The sequence below is a fragment of the Flavobacterium sp. SLB02 genome, assembly GCF_009664855.1.
GTDB lineage: Bacteria > Bacteroidota > Bacteroidia > Flavobacteriales > Flavobacteriaceae > Flavobacterium.
Genome location: NZ_CP045928.1, coordinates 1,272,730 through 1,293,000, shown reverse-complemented (window position 1 = coordinate 1,293,000; position 20,271 = coordinate 1,272,730). Strand labels below are relative to the sequence as shown.

The window sequence follows — 20,271 nt, the reverse complement described above, 5'->3', positions numbered from 1 at the left end:
TTCTGATTGAATATATAAAATGAGCTCATAAATGGGGTTAAATAATGGCAAAATACAAATTGTGATCAGACTGACCAAATATTTCACAAGGGATTACCTCTATATAAAACACTTAATTACAACCTATTAAAACACAAAAAAAGAACTGAATTTTATAATATAATTCAAAGTGGACCAAATAAAAACCCAAAGCTACCATTTACCAATTGGCAATTGTTATTAGCTTATCTATGGCGTAATCTTGTCTTTAATAAATAAATTTAAAAAACACACTATTATGAATAAGAAAAGTCTTTCATTACTAATAATAATCTTTTGTTTTGTAACCGGATTGTCATCTGCCCAGCAACTAGAAGAAAAACGCTTAAAAATAGAAATCACCGTAAAAGACGGCAATAAATCCATAACCTCTGGGGTTCGTACGGCTACCTTTTCTTTTACCAGGCCTGCTGCTGCTAGTGATACTTCACAAAAAAATTATTTTCTCTCAATTGATTTTGAAAAACAAGATCTCAATTTACTGCGCGCTTTTGCAAAGAGCAAAAATGGTCTTGACGGGCAATTAACAATGGTAGATATCTATGGAAAAGCACCTTCCAGGAAATTTGAATTTAAAGGCGCAACACTAGATGCCTTGAGCGATCAGCTTAATGGAGATTATTCGAGTAGTTATTTTTCCCTTAACTGCAGTCTGGTAATTATCGATGGTATAACAATAGAATAAAATTTTATGACAAAACTTAAATATTTTAAAAAAGATGCAAACCGATATGTCATGAAAAAGGAATATACTTTTGGTTTGATTGTCAGTTTTGGGCTTGCCGGCATTGCTGCTGCCGGCATCTGGATCAATGAACTTGGAATAGCCTGGATTTTGGGCATTTTATCGGTTCTTTGTTTTATTTCGATTTGGATCAAAGATGTAACTATAGATCTGGATAAAAAAGAGTTTATTTTAAAAAGCGGTCTTATTGTTCCTTCTATCCGCGTGAGATTACAAGATTTTCAAAACTTTGAACTCGTTAGAACCAAGCAGTACTTAATTACAACCAATACATCATTAAATATTTGTTATCTAAAAGACGGAAAAGAAAAATACGCGATTTTATCACAGGGTTTTACGACTCAAAAAATGCAAAATCTTGCCAATGAAATTGATGAAATACTACACAATCATGAAGCTCAGCGATAAATATAATTTTCATCAAAAACCAGATTCAATTTCGTTACAGCCTACAAAGTCATTGCAAAAATTATCTCAGTATTTTTTAATTGGCATTTTTATAGCTGCCCTTATTTTACCTTTTTTTAAAGATGTTATAGGAGAAGTGCTGTACTACTCTATCTATGTGCTGCTTGGATACTCTTGCATTCATAGCTTGTATGATATTCTAATCAGGGCCAAAATATGCTATACTTTTGATTTAAAAAATAATGCTGTTTTTAGAGACAGCCCTATTGGTTCAAAGAAAAAAATAATGACATTAGAAGAGGCCGTTATTTTTGTGAATTCAGAAATGGGAAGCTGGCATTATAGATTAGGAGCTAAAAAAAGTCATTTTATAAAAAGTTACACAATAAGTGAGAACTTTGGTTGTGGAAAAAAAAGTGATAACAGGCAAAAAGAATATGAAGATCAGATCCTGGCAAAAATTTATACAATAATAGAATCAGCCTGTAAAGTAAAAATTTAATTAAAAAGTAAAATAGACCTACTGTTTTAAAAAAAAACTAAACTCAAAAGTAAATTTCAAAACAAACTAAAACTATCAAATTCAATCATCTCAAAGCCATTAAAAACACAATTGGGTAGAACTGTAAAAAACAGAAAATATTTGTGCTTCTCAGTTGGCTGCTTTTTTTAATTTTTTAATATCTATTAAGAAAATCATCCTCCCTTTTAATTCAATGAGGCCCGCCTTTTTAAAATCAGACAGCAGTCGGATGCAGCTTTCGGTAGCCGTACCTATCATTCCGGCCAATTCTTCTCTTGACAGCTGGGCTTTTAATGATTGGTCCTGATTTACTCCAAAGGTGTCTTTAAGATATAATAACGTTTCAGCCAGTCTTTCTTTAACTCTTTTCTGGGTCATATCAACCGTATGATCGTCAGCGCGTTTCAAGTCATCAAAAACCAGCTGCATTAAATTCATGGAAAACTGATTGTTATTGTTGAAGAAATGAATAATATCTCCTTTTGGGATAAAACAAACTTCCATATCGGCAAGAGCTTTAGCACTTAAATTGGCCGGTTCATTGCTGATTATCGAACGTTGTCCTAATAGTTCTCCTGCTTTTACCAGTTTTACTATCTGATCTTTTCCGTTGGCACTTAATTTGGAAAGTTTTCCTATACCATCCTTTACACAGAAAACACCATTGGTGACTTCACCTTCCTCAAAAATAGCTTCGCCTTTTTTAATAGAGCGGGTTGTTTTACTATTAGCCAATTGAACCACTTCATCTCTACTGAGCGCCTTTAGGGAAGTAAGCTCCCTCACAATACACTGATCACATTTGTTCATAGTAAAATTATTTTTGTAAAACTTAGTTTGTTTCGAATCGTTACATCGAATGACAGCTCAGAAAGCAAAGAAGAAAATCGTTCTACATAGTGGCTTATAATGATAACTAAATGTCACATCTATAATCTTTGTAAAGTAAAAAACAATTTTATGAATGGGCAAAGTTGTTTTCATTAACCCTATAGAGAATTTTGATCAAATACAGTTTTCTTGCAATGGCTATAAGAGGGATTTTTTTTGATCTTATATTAATCTTAACAATAGAGTTTGCTCCTATCACAACAGTGATGGATGATAAAACAAGCTTACTGATCTTTTCCGCATTGCATTTGCAGAAAAAAACTCAAAGGAAAAATACTAAAAAAAGCAGAGTTAGAAATAGGTAGCTTATCTTTCAAAAAGCTGCTAATTGCTTTTCCTTTACTTAAAAGCAGCATTAGGTTTTTCATGATAATCAGAGTGGAATTTAAGCCGGGTGCAAGTCTTATCTTTTAGATACTTTATCTCATAAGAAAATACACAATATGCTTTTAATCAGTCAAATGTATCGTTTAATTAATAGGTTTAACACAAATGTTTATAAGTTTATTTCTTAAATCTTTCACAAAATAACATAAAACACTACATATCAATTGATTACACATTATCACATCAATCAGAATTAAAAATAAGCACTTAAGTTATTTAAAAATCAAACGGTTCATTTACAGAATGTTTTAAACCTAGTCCTACCTGGTCTAACCATCTGCCTCTTGTTCAGCCGATGCACAACTTCAATTCCACTAAAGGTTGTTTGGCCAATTCAAAACTTTTAAAGCTTAATTCGTTTTCTATACCCGCTTTATAAAACGATAATCCCGTTGCACAATATTGCTAGATATTTACATTGCCAAATTTTAATCTTTGAGAACTCACACTTGTTATAGACTTTGACTGCGCCAGTATTAGAACTACTTTTATCCTTGAGTGGATACATTTTCTGCCACAGAAAGTTAAGGCTGTTAATTTTTAATATTTCCAAATAATTATCAATGTAATAAACAATTCAACTTAATTACACTAAATTATTGAAACCTATTTATTTTAGTGTCATGGATTGATAATAATGTAATTTATTTATCCACTCTTTCCATAAATATTGAGCTTTTTGCTGCAGGTATTCTGATGCCATTTCAAATTCTGTTCGTGTATCAGATGTATTAGAATTGTACGCCGTGTAGAAACTGACATAAAAAGTACTGCGCTCCACTATTTTTTTTGATAGACCTAAAAATCCACTTTCTACATCTTTCCATTCTACAAGTTCATACCTTATACCCAAGTCTTCAGATTTTAAATGAATGTAAAAAAATGAATCGTAAATTTCCTCTGTCTCGCTTCGTTTTTCTCTAAACTCAAAACCAATATACATATCTTTCTCTACCCATGCAGAGGACGAAGGCATTTGATGGTTGGTTACTAAATTTAAAATCTGCTTTAGATATTTAACGTTTTCTTCTTTTGCTTTTAAAAGATAATCAAAAAGTCTTTCAGGCTCAGTTTCATAAAGTGAAACAATTATTTCATCGAAGTTTTGTCCCGCATTTATAATATTCAAATTACTTTTAGCATCGTTAACTACATCGCGTATATAACTTAACTGAGTGTTTGTAAATTTCTCGGTAATTAGTTTGAAATACTTTTGAGCCTCATCTTTATCATTTAACCCCAAATAGGCATGAGCCATAAAATAATAATTAAAAACTTCTGCTTTTTCACTTTGCATTTTTTGATAAGTGGGATTACTAAATAAATTCCGTACATCATTTATGCTTTGATTATGCAGCCCCTTAGCCATTAAAAAATTGAAGTATACAATAGCTGTATCCAGAACTATACTTACAATTGTTTTATGTTCATCTCCTTTTCCCTCAAATTTTTGGATCGTTTGCTCATAGACTTGTTTTGCCTCATCAAATCTTTCTAATTGTCGGTAAGCAGATATAAGATAAAACATCACCTGATACCATTTTTCAGCTTCTAGAATATTTTTGTAATAATCAAAATTAGATAGTACTTCCATACAGAAATTTTCCAGATTCAGTGCACTTTCATTTCTCCAGGAAATTTCCATTCCATTATCTAAGTTTTCCCAAAAAGCAGATATTTGGTAACCCTGCCAATGTATATCTGAAGCGAATTTACACTCGTCATTCAGGTAGCTTTTATGCTGATACCAAGATACTTGTTTTATTACAATACCAAGATTATTACAAAGCATTGCAAAAGTATGTGGTTCATTGTTAATTGATAATCCTTTATTTCCATTAAAGTAATCATCAAATGCATGATAGCCCACTAAACCATATTTTTTGGCCGTTTCATAATACATTTGTGCCGAAAAATGATCGTTTTTATCTTGTGCTTCATTGCCTTTTTCCAGATAGGTCGTTAGTACATGATAGCAAATTGCACCATTAGGATAAATTGGAAAATCGATACTTCGTAAATCAATATCTAAGTCCTCAGCAGTATCATAATATCTTTCAATCGCTAAATCTTTTACCTGCTGAACTATTTGGTAATACTTGGTCAAATTATCGAAACCTTTTTTTGCATTTTTATCATTAAAGTAATAGTTATTACTTAACATCCTCCAGGCTATAGCATTTGCTGGATTCTTTTCAGTTTCAATAATGACAATGGGCAGATATTTTGCTACAAATTCATCTCGGTTCTTGTATCCAAATTCTGTGGGTATTTCGAACGCTGTAGGATAAAATAAATTAAACAAATTCCAATGTTTATTTAACTTCCCTCTGTTAAATAGCACCTCTATCTTTTCTGCATAGTCTTTACACTCAACAGGATCAGCTTCTTCAAAATGCTCTGACAATAATTGTTCTGCCTCATCAAATCTTTCTAATTCAAGCAAAAGCAAACCGCCTTCATAATTTCTAGGCGTTATTTTTGGTGCATGTTTAAACGATTTCAGGTAATAATCAATCGCTGTGGTTTCATCTCCTGCTTGCTGATAGAGATAAGCCAATCGATAATAAGTATCGCCGAAGGCTTGGTCTTGCAAAGGGCAATTATCTTTTATTACACTAATATCAATTAATTTATCTTGTAAGGTTTCAATAGCAAGATCATTTAACGATAGTTTTTCCATGTATATGTAAATCAACCAATCATGCGCCTGAAGCTTATCGTTTATATCGCTACTGGCATTTAGTATAAGATTACAATCATCCTGTATATCAGATATATTGTTAAAAACGGGAAGATTATTTATTCTTATACGCCATAATAATGCTTCGGAATGATGTGGCTCTTTATTTAGTATAGTCTGAACTATTATCAGAATATTTTCGCAGGTTTTTTTATTTTCAATAGATAACAACAAATCATCTTCATTTGAAAAATCAAGGCTATTGTATAATTCTGTGATGTGATTAATCTCGTTTGAAAACTTTTTCATTGATGTGCATTTATTGGTAGACGAAATATAAAGAAATAAATAAAAAGTCTAAAACAAAATCCTGCTTAATTTTATTGCCTATGAAAACAATCAAAATATAATTCTCAATTAACTCCATACCATTTTATAATTTGGAACTGAAGGCGTTTCAATGTAAAACAATTCACGGTCTATCTCAAACTCTACTTCCAGGTTTTCAAGATTACTCGTCCATAACTTGGATAATAATTGTTTAAACTCTTCAAAAAGAAGCTTTAAGGCTCTTGCTTTAATGACAGCTATTGATTAATTTCTTAATGCCAATTCCTATGGCATAATTTGGGTCTAAATAACTATTTTTACCAACTTATATTGGATTTGTATCGATTCTGGTTATCAAAATGGGATGGTCAACCTTCTGTGAGTTTATATATATCGGCATGTGAATAATGCGAAAATACCTTAACAATGAAGACATTTAAATTCTTAAAAAACAAATATAATGTTGAGCTCCTAATTGATATAGGCACTTATAAAGACATTCCCTATTATTTTTTTGAAAGTGAGCTTCATCACACCGATTTTTATGAACTTATATTTTTCTCTAAAGGAAATGGCTATTTAGAACTCGATCAGCAAAGAATTGAAATTTCAGATCATACCGTGATTTTTATTTCTCCATTTCAAAAAAGAAGATGGTTTTTAGACAAGACAAAGGTGGAGTGTTATTTCTTGTTTTTCCAGGATAGCTTTCTCTCTAATTTCTTCTCGGATAAACTATTCTCTTTCAGGCTGCAGTTTTTCTACAACAAAACCAAACCGCTCTATCTAAAGGTTGATGATGACTTCTTCTCAAAGTTGGCCAATATAATTCAGGAGCTTCTGCGTGAGATCAAAACATTTAGATCAGATAGCCAACATATTATTCGGGCGCTGCTCTACTTTATATTAATCAAACTCAATCGAGTCTATTCAGAGCATTACCTTCTGTCCTCGGAAACAGAAAATAATAGCATTGCATTTATGTTCAAAGAGATTTTACAAAATCAGGTCCGCAAAACAAGAAGCATTGACCATTACGCAAAGCAGTTAGGTATTAGCCGAATAACACTAAATAAATGCATCAAAAAGCAGTTCGGGGTAACGGTTTCTGAAATGGTAAATGAATTTATTCTCTTTGAGATAAAGTCTCTGCTGTCTTATACCAAGCTTAATATAAATGAAATTTCATACCTCTTGCAATTCTCCCAGGCAAATCATTTAACGCGTTTCTTCAAAGCGCAAACAGGGCTCTCTCCAAAAGAATTCAGAAATGCTTATCAAAATGGTAGTTCTGTTATCTAACTGGTAATTTATTCTCCTTACAGGTGTGGTAGATTTGTAGCTGAGAATATTTTTATCAAAAGATAGAAAGGCATGCTTATCAAAATCACTGCTCAGTATAGTCTTTTCTCAGTAGGAATCATTTAAAGTATTAGATAATTAAAAAGAGCCTTTCAATGAAAAAGCAAACCAAATTTAGATATCTCTTTATTGTGATCTTGCTCCCATTCTTATTATTGGGGCAGAGACAACAAACCATTGAACTGGCCACTTTGTATAAAAAAGGAAAACTGAAATCTGTAAATAGAGAGATCAAAATCGTCTCGAGTGATAGTGGAGCTTATCTAAAAATATTGGAAAGTAAAAAGGAAGGTATTCTATGGCTGGCTGCTCGGGACTTTAAAAATGGCACAATTGAAATTGAAATGCGGGGAAAAGACGTTTTCCAACGAAGTTTTATTGGAATTGCCTTTCATGGTGTGGATGATATTCATTATGATGCTCTTTATTGTCGCCCTTTCAATTTTTTTGCCAAGGACTCTGTTCGCAGAATTCATGCTGTGCAATATATTTCTCATCCGGATTTTACCTGGGAAAAATTAAGAAATGAAAAAAATGCGGTTTTTGAAAAAGAAATCATTAATCCACCAAACCCCAATGACTGGTTTAGAATGAAACTAGTAATTGACAAGACAAATGTTAAAGCTTACATAAACAATACAACGCTGCCTTCGCTGATAGTGGAAAAACTAAGCAATCCAAACCCAGGAAAAATAGGGCTATTTACAGCAGATAGCAGCGGAGGAGACTTTAAAGTCATTAAGATAAATTATAAAAAATAAACCTATTTCTAAATCCTTAATGGCTTTAAAAGACCCTTTATAATCTTATTTTAGGTTTTAATTGAAAATAGGAGAATTTATATTTAATTTTTTGGAATGAGCTTATTGTGAAAAAGTTCTTGCTTGTGATATATGTGGCCCAACTAAATTGGTAAATAAGGAGTTCTTTAAAAGAGTGGGAAATTCTATGGGTAAGCGGTTATGAATATCATTCATAGCAGTTGTTGCCTTTACAATATCAGAAATAAGAGCGGCGCATCAAAAAAAAATTAAAAAACAGAAATATTAAATGTGAATTAAAAATAAGCAAACTTTACTATTATGACAAAAAGGATACTTTTAATTATCTTGCTTTCTATTCCTCTTTTTGCTGCTCAATCACCCAAGGAAACTTTTAGCATCTGGGGAAGGCTTGTAGATAACGGATTTAGTCCTATTGAATCATTTTCGATTAAGGTTTTCCATCTTAATACTTTTACAAATCAAAAAAAAATAATCCAGGATTTTAAAGTTAAAGATGATAATGGAGAATTTTTAATAAAAAACCTTCATCCGAAAACTTATCTTATTGAAATTACAGTTGAAAATTATACCAGGTACAGCATCATAAAAACGGTTGAAAATAAAAACCAATCAGTTGGAGAAATTGTTTTACAAAATACCTGGTAAAGAATTCCAACAATAGATTCCTATCTATTTTTGCAATGCATACCTTTTCTTGCACAAAAGCCAATATAAAATATTGCTCAATTAGCTGTCCTTTAATTAAAAGTCACCTAAATTTGTCCTTTAGTGGCAAATTAAAGCATTGCTTTACCAATTCTGGAAGCATAATCCCAAAAATCTGTCAGACTTGTATTGGATAATCAGGGATGTTTATCCTTTTAGGGGAAACTTTGGCAAATGACCCAAATGCAGTGGATACCTTTTTTGCCATAGAAAGTTAAGGCTGTTCATTTTTAATATTTATAAATAATTTATCCACTTAAAAAACTATTTCATCCAAAGCAACAGAGATCTTTTTCTTAAAACTAAAATTCTTCTATATGCTTTATGATACGCCTTAGTGTTTTAATGGCAATTTCCTTATCCCTGTCCTCAGGGGTATAGGATTTGCTTCTCATAGAATTATAGGATAAATCTTTTTTGTGTGAAGAAGAAAGATAAGGTACAATGGTTTTGAAAACGCAGTTCAGAGATCTGGCCTTTAATATTCTTGCCTCATCCCCTGCTCTTAATATGAGTCCCATCTGATCTATGGAAAGCGCGCACTCCACTTTATTATCTGGCCTTACATTTTGATCTGGCCCACTGATGCGCTGGGTCTCTGGCAATATTGAGATTTTTCTCTCGATGTAGACAATTTCAGACCTGAACCAGTTCTCCAGAACATATCTTATATTTTCCCTGGCAGGATCAAAGCTTATTTTTTCATTGAATAACAATTGGCTAAATTCTTTATGGTAAAGCAATAGGGCGTTTATTTTACCCTCTAAAGACTCCTGTAAATTAAGTTGGTTCTCAATTCGATGAGTAAAGTTGGTAATATAGGGATGATAGTTAAAGTTCATCTCAATGAGTAGCTGATCAACTGCTGAATAAAAGTTAGAGGAGTCAGATATATCTGCAAGGGCTTCTAAATATTTTAAAAGCTCTTTTTGATAGCATATTTCCCTATAAGTTATCTTGTTTTGCGGTTTATCTGCAATTGAATTATTAATAGCGGTAAACACTATTTCAATTAGAGAACCATCTGTAGTACTTTGCATTTTTTTATTTTGAAGCTCTTGGAGTCTGAGTAAGATTTCTTTTCTGCAAACTACCTGGTAGCGGAGAGGAACGCGCTCATCAAGACTTAAGTAATGCGCGTAACGGCACTGAATAAAAGACAACAATTCATACAAAGTATTAATTACTACATCTAAAATAGCTGCCAGAACTCCGCTAAGAGCAACATCACTTTTTTGGTATTGCATTACCTTATCGAGCAAATAAACAAAAGAAGCGTGGTACTTTTGAACCATTAGACGGATTTGCCTTTTTTGGTGTAAAGTAAATACTTCGTTTTTGAGTTGAATTTGAATCTTATGCGATTCTTTAGAAAGATTATCAGCAATAAAAGCTAAATCTTTCTCTGAGAGATCACCAATATTGGTTTTCTTTGGATCTAAGGTTTCCAATATCAATGAGTCTATCCATTCTAAGGGATATACAGTAATCATGATAGTATGGTTTAATGGACATAATGCAATAAAGTCTAAAGGTTTTTAAACCTTCCCACTGTAATGTTACGATACTGGGAAGGCGACATAGTGGTATATCTTTTAAAAAAGTTACTTAATTTGGAAAGACTGCTGAACTCAAAATCCTGAGCAATTAGTGTGATTGATGATGGTGAGTTTTCCAGCACATTTTTAATCTCGTTAATGATTGCCTGATCAATAAGACTTTTTGTAGTTTTCCCTGTTACCTTCCTCACTACATTATTCAGATAGCCCCTCGTTACAAATAAAGCCCCTGCATAAAACTTCACCCGGTGCTGTTTTTTGCAATGAATGGTCAGTATGGTCAGAAATTGAACCGTAAGGTTCTGGTGCCTGTTAATCTTAAATGGATTTCCTGTTGAATACCTGTTAAAAATAAATTTTAGTTCATGTAAAAACAAGTCAAAACCAATGCGCTGTAACTCTGAATCCTCAACACTTAGCCGGCTGTCTTTATTTACAAAATAAATCAGTTTATAAATCAGCGAGAGTACCTGAAAATCTTTGTCCTCAAGACTGATTTTAGATGAAGAGTCTCCAAGTAAAAAAGCAAAAGAGTCCACGAGTTCTTTTTTCAGGCAATTTTCAAATGCAAAACCTGATGTAAAGCAAATTAAAAACAATTGAAGTTTCCCCTTTACTTCAAATATGCTGCAATAAGAGTCTTTAGACAGGACCATCAGATCCCGTGCTCTAAGTTCACTGGTAAACTCTTTTATCCTGATTTTAAACTCTCCTGATTTTATTAAAACAACAGCATAATTGCGAACTAAAAAGGATTCATTTGAACTAGTTTTAACTACATATTTCTTGATGATGTATATATTGAGACCCTCTTTGGGAAAGTCCTTTAATTCTGTATTGATGAGATCCTTAATCATGTTATGATAATTTCATAAAAGAATAAAAAAGATAAAAGATGTATTGCATGGTTCTACAATTTATCACTAAAGGACTTTTCCATAAAATGATTTTAGAGTATCTGTGATGATTCTTAGTTCATTATATGGGTATTAGTGTTGCTTTCAAATAAAGTTTAGTTAAGCGTAGCGAGCATTGCTATTATGGAGATAACAGCAAGTTGATTTGTCTCCAAAAAAAGTTTAGTGTTTTTGTTTGCTCCTGATTTATCCCAGTCACGGTCCTTGCGCTCATCTGCCGAATAAAGTGAATACCGCGAAATCGATGTGACCGTTAATATCGTTTCTTTGTCATCCTCGCTAAAGGAGCTCTCAGCGATAACTGTATTCTCATAGTTCATTATGTAGCTGCAAGAAATGGAAAATTCTAACTCACGCTTCTCAATTAAAGACTGTAAAAAGTTAATGAGGCTTATTTTTGCAGCGCTGCTAAGTGCACTATTTTGCACCATCAAAATCATGCTCTGATCAGGATCGGCCATGATGGACTCGACAATTTCATCTGTAAAGTATATTAAATTTTTATTGGTACTTGGCCCTTTAAATTGCAATTCCAAAAAACTGACTAGCTGGGTAATCTCCTCCATAGAGTTAGGATACGGATTTTGCAGCCAGTAGAGTGTTAACTCATCATAGTAGCTTTTTCCTTTGAAGTCAAAAGGATTTGAGGGATTCTCTGGATTTGGTAAATTCCTTTTTGATTTAATTATCGAACTTTCCCTCTTATCAGATGCATTCAAATCTGAATCAGTGGAACAAGAAATTAAAAAACATAATAAAATGCTGCATAATGATAAACTTTTCATAATTAGGATTATTTGATGTGAATGAGAATTGCTTCTCAGTTCATTTCATCCGGATTAGCGGAACTTCATCGGGCACGATGCCAGATCTTTTCGCTATTGAATTCATGACAAAGCTATCTTCTGGAAAAATTCCCCGCAAGAGAACTAGTGCGGATTTATTGAATATTCAGTATGGATTTATAATAAATCCACACTACTTTTTCAACATATAAAAAACTACAATTCAAATGTTTGCATTAAATTTGAAACAGATTAAGATAAAAATTAGTGTAACGGCTGTTTTGAAGTGATACAGATGCGTACTACTTCAAAATAGCTCCCCCAAATTATCCTATTATGAATCAAAATCAAACACTTGCAATCTTCCTATTGCTTTGTCAGGCAATCTCAGCGCAAAAAGAGCATCAATTACCAGACTCACTACAAAATAAGAGTTATGATTATCTCGATGATAAAGCCTACCAACTTAAAAAAGACACCTCCAGAGCTATTGTTTATTTAAACTCCTATTTGTATAAGGCAAAAAAAGAACAGAACTGGAAAGAAATAGTGAATGGTTATCGCAATTTATCCAACCAAACTTCTGACAAAATCACTCTTATATACGCCGATAGCGCAATATATGCTGCAAAAAAAACAAACAATAACACTATAATAGGGTCTGCTTTCATATCCAAAGGCATCGCTTATTATGCCCTAAAACAGCATAATTATGCTCTGGATAATTATATTACTGCAAACCGTTATTTAGCTAATTCAACTGACAAATACCTTATACATAAATTAAAGTATCATATTGCGCTGGTCAAATACTACTTAGGCTATTATGATGAGGCCATTTCATTACTAAAACAGTGTATCTCTTATTTCAAGAATGAGAATCCCCAACCCTATTTGAATTCGTTACATTTCTTAGGAGTTTGTTATAACAGAATAGGAGAATATGGACTCTGCGGTGAAACCAATATATATGGGCTGGCAGAATGTAAAAAACTAAAAATTCCTGAAATGGAAGTTTATTTTATTCATTCCCAGGGAATCAACGATTACTTTAAATCAAACTACACCTCGTCCATTAAAAATATTGAATCTTCCATTGAGGGACTAAAAGAAAAAAATGACTTTGGAAATGAATCTGTTGGTTATTTCTACATTGGTAAAAGTTATTGGAAAATGGAAAAATACGAAAAGGCGCTACCCTATTTTGAAAAAGTAGATCAGCTTTTTATAACAAAAGGTTATCTGCGTCCTGATATAAGGGAAGTCTATGAGCTACTAATCGATTATTATAAGACTAAAGATAATCCTAAACTGCAATTGTATTACGTAGATCAATTACTCAAAGCCGATAGAATGCTCAATGAAACCTTTCATTATTTAGTTGGAAAAATAAACAAAGAATATAATACACAGGAATTGCTCATTGAAAAAGAAAATTTAAAAAAGGAGCTTTTTATAAAAAATCATAAGTATTCTGTTTTGATTGGTTTCACTACCTTTCTTTTTTCCGGCTTTATTTTTGTTAGCTATCGAAACTTTAGAAATAAAAAAAATTACAAGAAACGATTTGAGGAGTTGATGTTAGAGTTTAATAATTCGAAAGAGAGAATAAGAACAAAAGAAAAAAATGAGAAACCGGCAATGCCGGGTATTAATACTGAAACAGTTTCAATTATATTAAAACTTTTAGAGAAATTTGAAAATGAAAAAAAATATCTGGAGAGAGATTGGAAACTCTCTAGTCTGGCTGCTTTTTTTAATCACAATCCAACATATCTTTCTGCTATAATTCATCATTATAAAGAAAAAAGTTTCAACCGATATATAAATGATCTTAAAATAGAGTATATAATATCTTTACTCTCGAGTAATAAATTAATCCGTAATTATACCAACAAAGCACTGGCAGGGGAAGCTGGTTTTAGTAGTACTGAAAGATTTGTTAAAGCTTTTAAAGCTAAAACTGGAATTTCAACTGCTTATTTTATTGAGCAAATTAAAAAAGAAAACACTAATGCAAATTTATAGTTATTAGAAAAAAAAAGTAATTCTTTATTATTCTCAGTAATCCAATTATAAATTTCAACCTGGGCGCGTCTTGGTTGATCTATATTTAAAATTTGATCTTATTACAGTGCTTTCTTAACAATATATCTTTAGGTAAAAAATGTATCTTTGCAGCCATATATATTATCATTTATGCTGAAAGAGGAACGTTTTGCAAAGATTCTGGAAATACTCTTGAAAGATGGCAGGGTTCAATTTGATACTACCGCAGTATTATTGGAAGTCTCTGAAGATACGATTCGCAGGGACATCGAAGCTCTGCACAATAACGGATTGCTTTCAAAGGTTCGCGGAGGCGCTATACCGGTAATTAAAAACCCTTTGAGTTTTGTTGACAGAGCCGCTTACTTAACAGGTAAAAAAGAAGTTATTGCTTTAAAAGCGCAGCAGTTTATTGAGGATGACCAGACAATATTTATGGACGGAGGCACTACCAACTGCAGCATCGCCGCAAAACTCCCAATTAAATCCAGACTTACTATTGTAACCAATAATACGGCGCTCATACCTGTTTTAGAAAACCATAAAAATATAAAATTGATACTTCTGGGAGGGTCATACAACACTCAGACTCAAACTACCGAAGGAGTAAAAGCCTGCGATGAAATCAGCAACTATGTGGCAGACAGCTATTTTCTGGGAACCTGTGGTATTGACAGTACATTTGGTGTAACTGCTTCTTTTGCTGGTGATGCGGATGTTAAAACTGCTATGCATAAATTTTCAAGAAAAACTCTGGCACTTGCCGTGGAAGAAAAACTCAATACATCGGAGACTTTCAGAATTTGTCCAATACAAGAGATAGCAGTATTAATTACAGAACTTCCCAGTACAGATCCTCAGTTAGACTCTTACAGAAACAGCGGTCTTAAAATTGTATAATCTATTTACAACCGTAAAATTTTACTGCAGACCAAAGATCTGCAGCATCGTATCAGAAAACCAAATTAAATTCAGATAAAAGCACAATTCTTACTTTCTGAAGCATTATAGACAAGCTCTAGGATATTATACTCCGGATCCAATATTACACTTTCATAATAACCGTCTCCTGTCATACGAGGTTCTCCTTGAACCATATATCCGTTTTGGCGCAGCAGTTCTGTCATTTTATCAACTTCTTCACTGTTTTCCATTTCAAAAGCAAAATGGGCAAATCCCTGACGGCGCTCCAAATAATTTTGGGTCTCTAAAATAACATCGGGTCTGTTCATAATTTCAATTTGGGCTCCGCTTTTAAAACTTAAAAAATAAGTTTGGAGTCCCGTTTTTGGATTTCTATACTTATCATTTGAAACTGCTCCAAAATACTTTATGTAGAAATCTTTCATTTTTTCCAGATCAGCTGTCCAGAATGCTATATGTCCTATTTTCATTTTGTTTTGTTTTAAAATTTTAAACCCTTTATAATTTTTTTCCGGAAGAGAAATTCATCAAATACAAAGGCGCCGCCAAAAAAATCAGAAATGCACATACAGTCAATGCCTTTGAAAGCGATGATGCATGAGCTATGAATCCAATTCCTGCAGGCCCTAAGAGTTGTCCCGAATATCCCATTGTAGTTATAACTGCTACAGCTGCTGCTGTGCTAACATTTTTAAGTTTTCCTGCTTCATTAAAAAAAACAGGAACAATATTAGCTGCCCCGCAGCCTAAAAGAAAAAAGCCCAGTAAAGAAATGGACACCAGCGGCGAGAAAATCCCGAGTAAAAGCCCCGCGGATGCTAAAATTGCTCCTGCCAAAACTACTATTGATGCATTGTATTTTTCCACAATTCCGTCACCAAACAATCGCATACCCGCCATTGCAATAGAAAAAACAGCATAACCTACTCCGGCCAGACTTTCATCAAGTCCTTTATTTTCATGCAAAAAAAGAGCACTCCAATCCAGCATAGCTCCTTCGACCATAAAGACAATAAAACATAAAAATCCTAAAAAGAGAACGCTCCTATTGAGCCACGACCAACTCCATGCTGAAGATTCGCTATCGTTAGCAGGTATATTTTCAAACTCCTCAGAAGCGCTAAATAAATTATTGTATTGAAGAGAGAGTGTTACAATAACCAACAGCGAAATACAAATGGCCGCAACCAAAGGTGACAACCCAATTTTCATTAAAATTCCTAACCCCATTGAACCAAAAAGCCCGCCAACACTAAAAAGACCATGCAATGATGACATAATAGGTCTGCCATAGAGGTTCTGAAGATGAATACCAAAAGCATTCATTGCAACATCTATCGTTCCTATACCCGCACCAAAGAGCAAAAGAGACAGACTCATAAATACAATTCCATCAAAAAAAGCCAAAAGAGGAAGCGTAAAAGCAATAAGCACAGCAGAAATGGTGATAATAATTCTGTTTCCAAATTTTTGACTGAGATAACCGCTGATAGGCATCATAATAATTGCTCCGGTTCCTAAAAGAAGCAGCAGCATTCCGAGTGAAGCATCATCTAAATGTAATCGTGCTTTTGCAAAAGGAACCATAGGAGCCCAACTCGATAACGCCAGACCGCAAACAAAAAAAATACTTCTAATTGCCCAAACTGCTTTATTAACTTTTAAAGTCATACTATATAATCTTATTTTTTATTTTGCAAATTTATGCAAATTTGCAAAATAATGCAAATTATTTTTAAACAAAAAATAAGCCGCCCTAAAGGCAGCTTATTACTATTATTGAGAATTTTAAATATTATTGATATTTCTTTGAGAGCCATTTCCTGACCGGAATATCATATAATTTTAGAAAAATATAAGAAATTACAATGCAGAGAATTAAAACAAGCAATGCAACTCCTAGTGAATCTTCGAGTTGGATATTGTTATTGGATACCCAGGCATAATAGATGTATAAAATTGGAAAGTGTGTAATATAGATCGGGTAGGATATATCACCCAAAAAACTGCACAGACGTTTTGAAACAGCACTTTTAATACTTCCGCTGGCTCCTATATAAACCACTAAAGGGAATAATAGTATAATAGTAAGCGAATCATAAATTCCGTTCCACCATAAATAATCAGAACCTCCTACTCTTGGGAATGACATGATTGCAACAATAAGAAGACTGCTCCATAAAAATGCATTTTTAATGTTTCCTGATTTAAATAATCTGCGAAGCAATATACCCGCCAAAAAAGGAAAAGCTAATCTGGTAAATCCGATACGCAGCTGTTCAGGTTCCAGTGACCACCCTCCTATAATATCTCCGTGCGGACTAAAAACGGCTAACTGTATGAGTGCAAATGCTGAAACCAAAACCAGGATCCACATTATTGTATTGGAAACCTTGCGAAGTATTAATGCGTAGAAAATATTGGCAATATATTCAAAAAACAAAGACCAAGCAGGCCCATTTAAAGGATACATTTCACTCCATCCCCTAATATCCAAGGCTCCTGGTACAGGTATTAGAAACCAGCCCAGTACCATTACCAGAATAAGTTTCAAAAAAGAGGTTCCTTCTATTGCGGGGAACATGGAAGAGGCGGCATAATAAAAACAAACTGCCCCGAGTGTCATACCTACAATAATCATAGGATGCAGCCGTATTAGTCTTCTTTTGAAAAATCCACTTATAGACATTGTATTCCATCTGTCATCATATGCGTGAGCGATTACAAAACCTGAGAGAAGAAAGAAAAAATCAACTGCCAGATAGCCATGATTGATAAGCTGTTGGGTATGATCACCTCCTGAGAAAACTTCAAGAATATGAAAGGCAACCACCAGAATAGCAGCAACACCGCGAAGCCCGTCAAGAATTTCATAATGTTTTTTAGAATCCTTGAAAACGGTTCCTTTTCCTTGCGAAGAAATAATTTCCATTTATATTGTGTTTTTGATTAATAGTAATTGAATTATTTTAGACGGAAATTAATTTTGGCTCTGATATCTGCTGATGAAGCTCCTATTAAAGCCTGAAATTCGCCGGGTTCTGCCACCCATTGATGCTCTTTATCATTGAAAAAACTCAAAGCATCTTTCTCGATTGTGAAAGTCACCGTTTTTTCTTCACCGGCTTTTAGAGAAACTTTATCAAAACCTTTAAGTTCTTTTACAGGTCTTGGAAGAGAAGATTTCACATCAGTAATATATAACTGAACGATCTCTGCCCCATCACGTTTACCGGTGTTTTTTACCTTTACGGAGAATGAAATTGTATCATCCTGATTAATAATTGTTTTGTCTGCTTTTATATCACTGTATTGAAATGAAGTATAACTAAGCCCGTAGCCGAAAGGGAAAAGCGGTTTTATTTTTTCTTTCTCGTGCCATCTGTAGCCCACAAAAATGCTTTCTTTATAAGTAACCTCGTCTCCACCCGGAAAAGAGTTAAAAGCGTGGGCTGCATTATCTTTTAACGTAACAGGAAAAGTAAAAGTTAGTTTTCCCGATGGATTTACATCACCCAGTAATACTGCTGCCAGAGCGGTACCTGATTCAGATCCCAGAAACCATCCCTGTACAATAGCCGGAACTTCTTTCTCCCACGGCATAGCAACAGCATTACCTGAAATATTAATATAAATTAAATTACTATTGACTTTTGCCAGCGCATTTATAAGCTCATTCTGCCCGTATGGGAGTTCCAATTCTTTACGATCATTACCCTCACTATCCTGAAAATCACTTTTGTTAAGCCCTCCTACAAATAGTACAACATCAGCTTCTTTTGCAATTTTCAGCGCTTCATTTTTAAGTTCTTGAACGCTACGGTTTTCTGTAAGGTTTTGTCCGGAAACTACTCCGTTATAATTTCCGCTGGCATCTCCTACATAGCCTCTGGCGTAAATGATCTCAGCCTCAGAGCCAATTCTTTTCTGAAGTCCCTGAAGAGGCGAAATTTCATATTTTGCTTTAAGAGAAGAACTTCCCCCGCCTACTGTCATCATCTTTATAGCGTTCTCTCCAATAACGGCTATTTTTTTATATTTTTTAATATCCAGCGGTAATAGGGCACCTTTGTTTTTCAAAAGTACAATACCTTCTTCTGCAATACTTCGTGCTGCGGCGGCGTGTTCGGGTGTACCAAAAGATCCCCACGGCCTGTTTCTGTCCATATTGGTTCTGAAAATCAAACGCAAAATGTTTCTTATTTTTTCATCAAGTTCCTTGGTACCTACCTCGCCTGATTTTATTAAATCAAGATAAGGTTTTGCCAGATAATAATTGTCATAAGCATTACTTGCTCCCCATGTAAGACCATCAGTCCAGGTTCCAAATTCCATATCAAGACCATTATAAATAGACTCTTTTGTATTGTGAACACCGCCCCAGTCTGCTACTACAGCCCCATCAAAAGACCATTCTTTTCTAAGAATATCCTGCAGCAAAAAGTTATTATGACAACCTTGCAATCCCTTATATTTATTATAAGATCCCATAACGGCCCAGACGTTTCCTTTTTGAACAGCTGCTTTAAAAGCGGGAAGATAAATTTCATAAAGCGCACGATCATCTACAATTACATTTACCCCATGGCGATTGGTCTCCTGATTGTTTAATGCAAAATGTTTCACACAAGCTGCTACTCCATTTGACTGTACTCCTTCGATATAAGGCACGACCATTTGGCCGGCAAGAAAAGGATCCTCACCCATATACTCAAAATTTCGTCCGTTTAACGGGCTGCGGTAAATATTAATGCCGGGGCCCAGGATTACATTTTTATTTCTGTAACGCGCTTCTTCTCCGAGACTTTTTCCGTACAAAAGTGACATTTTCTTGTTCCATGTAGCAGATAATGCGGTAAGAGCAGGAAAAGCAATACAGGAATCATTCGTCCATTCTGCCTGCTGCCATTCATCCCATTTTACCTCAGGACGAATCCCATGAGGACCATCTGTCATCCAGTTTTCAGGAATTCCCAAACGAGGTACTCCCGGTGAACTAAATTTGGACTGTGCATGCACCATTGCGATTTTTTCTTCTAATGTCATTTTCGAAAGTGCATCTTCAATACGCTGGTCTACAGGCTTTGAATCGTCAAGATAAACGGGTAAACTTTTCTGTGCCGAGACATTCCACACGCACAGCATTATAAAAGCGGTAAATAATTTATATAGCATATTT

The 20,271-nt window shown here is 33.9% G+C and carries 17 protein-coding genes; 8 read left to right on the top strand and 9 right to left on the bottom strand.

All coding sequences use genetic code 11. The features are described from left to right. Positions 1-277: 277 nt before the first annotated feature. The 3 genes from GIY83_RS05200 to GIY83_RS05190 are packed head-to-tail and all read left to right on the top strand — an operon-like array spanning position 278 to position 1,694. The gene (locus GIY83_RS05200; protein ID WP_208685356.1) at positions 278-724 is read left to right on the top strand and encodes a hypothetical protein; all 447 of its coding nucleotides are present in this window, start codon (positions 278-280) and stop codon (positions 722-724) included. A 6-nt stretch (positions 725-730) separates the two neighbouring features. After that, positions 731-1,192: a hypothetical protein gene (locus tag GIY83_RS05195; protein WP_208685354.1), complete on the top strand. Its 462-nt coding sequence runs from the start codon at positions 731-733 to the stop codon at positions 1,190-1,192. Next, positions 1,149-1,694, top strand: a complete 546-nt coding sequence (locus GIY83_RS05190; protein ID WP_229029218.1) for a hypothetical protein — start codon at positions 1,149-1,151, stop codon at positions 1,692-1,694. Before GIY83_RS05195 ends, GIY83_RS05190 begins: the two co-directional genes overlap by 44 nt. 150 nt (positions 1,695-1,844) lie before the next feature. Here GIY83_RS05190 and GIY83_RS05185 read toward each other — a convergent pair whose 3' ends face one another. After that, a complete protein-coding gene (locus GIY83_RS05185; protein ID WP_208685351.1) occupies positions 1,845-2,525 on the bottom strand; it encodes a Crp/Fnr family transcriptional regulator in 681 nt (226 codons plus the stop codon). A 1,078-nt stretch (positions 2,526-3,603) separates the two neighbouring features. Continuing rightward, the gene (locus GIY83_RS05180; protein WP_208685349.1) at positions 3,604-5,985 is read right to left on the bottom strand and encodes a tetratricopeptide repeat protein; all 2,382 of its coding nucleotides are present in this window, start codon (positions 5,983-5,985) and stop codon (positions 3,604-3,606) included. A 447-nt stretch (positions 5,986-6,432) separates the two neighbouring features. On the opposite strand from GIY83_RS05180, the gene GIY83_RS05175 reads away from it, so the two are divergent. From GIY83_RS05175 to GIY83_RS05165, 3 genes are all read left to right on the top strand, one after another. Next, positions 6,433-7,308 (top strand): AraC family transcriptional regulator, encoded by an 876-nt coding sequence (locus tag GIY83_RS05175; RefSeq protein ID WP_208685347.1) that lies wholly within the window; start codon positions 6,433-6,435, stop codon positions 7,306-7,308. A gap of 155 nt (positions 7,309-7,463) precedes the next feature. Further along, positions 7,464-8,129 (top strand): hypothetical protein, encoded by a 666-nt coding sequence (locus GIY83_RS05170; protein WP_208685345.1) that lies wholly within the window; start codon positions 7,464-7,466, stop codon positions 8,127-8,129. Between the two features lie 321 nt (positions 8,130-8,450). Further along, positions 8,451-8,798, top strand: a complete 348-nt coding sequence (locus GIY83_RS05165) for a hypothetical protein (protein ID WP_208685343.1) — start codon at positions 8,451-8,453, stop codon at positions 8,796-8,798. A 362-nt stretch (positions 8,799-9,160) separates the two neighbouring features. Here GIY83_RS05165 and GIY83_RS05160 read toward each other — a convergent pair whose 3' ends face one another. From GIY83_RS05160 to GIY83_RS05150, 3 genes are all read right to left on the bottom strand, one after another. Further along, on the bottom strand, positions 9,161-10,351 hold the full coding sequence (locus GIY83_RS05160; protein WP_208685342.1) for a hypothetical protein: 1,191 nt from the start codon (positions 10,349-10,351) through the stop codon (positions 9,161-9,163). A gap of 35 nt (positions 10,352-10,386) precedes the next feature. Continuing rightward, on the bottom strand, positions 10,387-11,274 hold the full coding sequence (locus GIY83_RS05155; RefSeq protein ID WP_208685340.1) for an AraC family transcriptional regulator: 888 nt from the start codon (positions 11,272-11,274) through the stop codon (positions 10,387-10,389). Positions 11,275-11,429: 155 nt separating this feature from the next. Beyond that, a complete protein-coding gene (locus tag GIY83_RS05150) occupies positions 11,430-12,119 on the bottom strand; it encodes a hypothetical protein (protein WP_208685338.1) in 690 nt (229 codons plus the stop codon). A gap of 336 nt (positions 12,120-12,455) precedes the next feature. Between GIY83_RS05150 and GIY83_RS05145 the strand changes: the two genes are divergently transcribed. Then, a complete protein-coding gene (locus tag GIY83_RS05145; RefSeq protein WP_208685336.1) occupies positions 12,456-14,147 on the top strand; it encodes a helix-turn-helix domain-containing protein in 1,692 nt (563 codons plus the stop codon). 171 nt (positions 14,148-14,318) lie between these two features. Then, complete coding sequence (locus tag GIY83_RS05140) at positions 14,319-15,068, top strand: DeoR/GlpR family DNA-binding transcription regulator (protein WP_208687099.1); 750 nt, start codon at positions 14,319-14,321, stop codon at positions 15,066-15,068. Between the two features lie 71 nt (positions 15,069-15,139). On the opposite strand, the gene GIY83_RS05135 is transcribed toward GIY83_RS05140, so the two are convergent. The 4 genes from GIY83_RS05135 to GIY83_RS05120 all read right to left on the bottom strand — a co-directional run bounded on the left by GIY83_RS05135 (position 15,140) and on the right by GIY83_RS05120 (position 20,267). Next, positions 15,140-15,562, bottom strand: coding sequence for a VOC family protein (locus tag GIY83_RS05135; protein WP_208685334.1), 423 nt, complete (start codon positions 15,560-15,562; stop codon positions 15,140-15,142). Positions 15,563-15,590: 28 nt separating this feature from the next. Next, positions 15,591-16,763, bottom strand: a complete 1,173-nt coding sequence (locus GIY83_RS05130) for an MFS transporter (protein ID WP_208685332.1) — start codon at positions 16,761-16,763, stop codon at positions 15,591-15,593. Between the two features lie 124 nt (positions 16,764-16,887). Next, positions 16,888-18,024 (bottom strand): acyltransferase, encoded by a 1,137-nt coding sequence (locus tag GIY83_RS05125; protein ID WP_208685330.1) that lies wholly within the window; start codon positions 18,022-18,024, stop codon positions 16,888-16,890. 32 nt (positions 18,025-18,056) lie between these two features. Next, positions 18,057-20,267 (bottom strand): glycoside hydrolase family 3 C-terminal domain-containing protein, encoded by a 2,211-nt coding sequence (locus GIY83_RS05120; RefSeq protein ID WP_208685328.1) that lies wholly within the window; start codon positions 20,265-20,267, stop codon positions 18,057-18,059. Positions 20,268-20,271: the final 4 nt, after the last annotated feature.